Genomic DNA, 879 nt, shown 5'->3' with positions numbered 1-879 from the left:
TGCTCTTTCCGACAATAGCGATTTCTGGAGACAATGAGCTTTGGCCGAGAAGATCAAGAGCATTCGCATTCATCCCGGTATCGGCATCGCTCGTCTGGGCACCAGTGACGAGTTTTACATCGGGCCAGAAACGCCGGGCGTTGTCGTCGATCCCGGCGGGAGCAATGGTCCCGGACCAAACGGTGGAACCTACCGCGATAGTAACGCGCGACTGAAACGCCAAGCGCAGCGATACCGCATCTATGCTTACGACGCCAACGAGAAGGTCGTCGCAGAACTGACGTCCCATTCCGACGTCGTACACTCCGTTCGCTGGCGGGTTCATGTCAGAAACATGAAAGCGGCGAATTATGCATTTCAGGGTGCGTATCTGTTTGATCCGGACAAGTTGCGAAACCCTTCCATCCAGCCCGGTATGAAGCCGATCGAACGCGACAAGCTGATCATCGACCCGGGGGTGCATACGATCGCCTCGGGGCAGACCCAGCCGGTGATCATGAAAGGTGATGTTTTCAGAGACATCGAGAAGGGGACGTTGCCGGGCGAATTGCGGTTTGAGGGTTTCACCCCAAAGGATCCTTCGAAAGAAGTTGATGTCACTTACAAGGCCGCCAGGGATATCGAACTCGGGCAGCTTCGGTTGGATTCGAAGGACCGGCTGCTGTTCGTTCCCGCGCCCGGAAAGGGCGAATGTGTCACCACGCCCAAGGTCGTATTGTCGAACCCAAGCGAAACAATGAGCCCTCCGAACGGTCCGGAGGACGGTAAGAATCCGCTGACGAACCAGTTCGCCTACTTCAACATTCCGGGTTGGTGGGACGACACGTGCTGTGGTGAAATCGACGTCACCGTCACGCTGAAGGACGGAACTGTACTGAG

The 879-nt window shown here is 56.3% G+C and carries 1 protein-coding gene; it reads left to right on the top strand.

Annotated elements, in window-relative coordinates:
- Nucleotides 1-40: 40 nt before the first annotated feature.
- A partial coding sequence (locus tag B2M20_RS11570; protein ID WP_201789020.1) for a LodA/GoxA family CTQ-dependent oxidase occupies nt 41-879 on the top strand: 839 nt, incomplete at its 3' end.

The organism is Nitrobacter vulgaris, from assembly GCF_002028545.1.
Taxonomy (GTDB): domain Bacteria; phylum Pseudomonadota; class Alphaproteobacteria; order Rhizobiales; family Xanthobacteraceae; genus Nitrobacter; species Nitrobacter vulgaris.
This window is presented reverse-complemented; position numbering and strand designations above follow the sequence as displayed.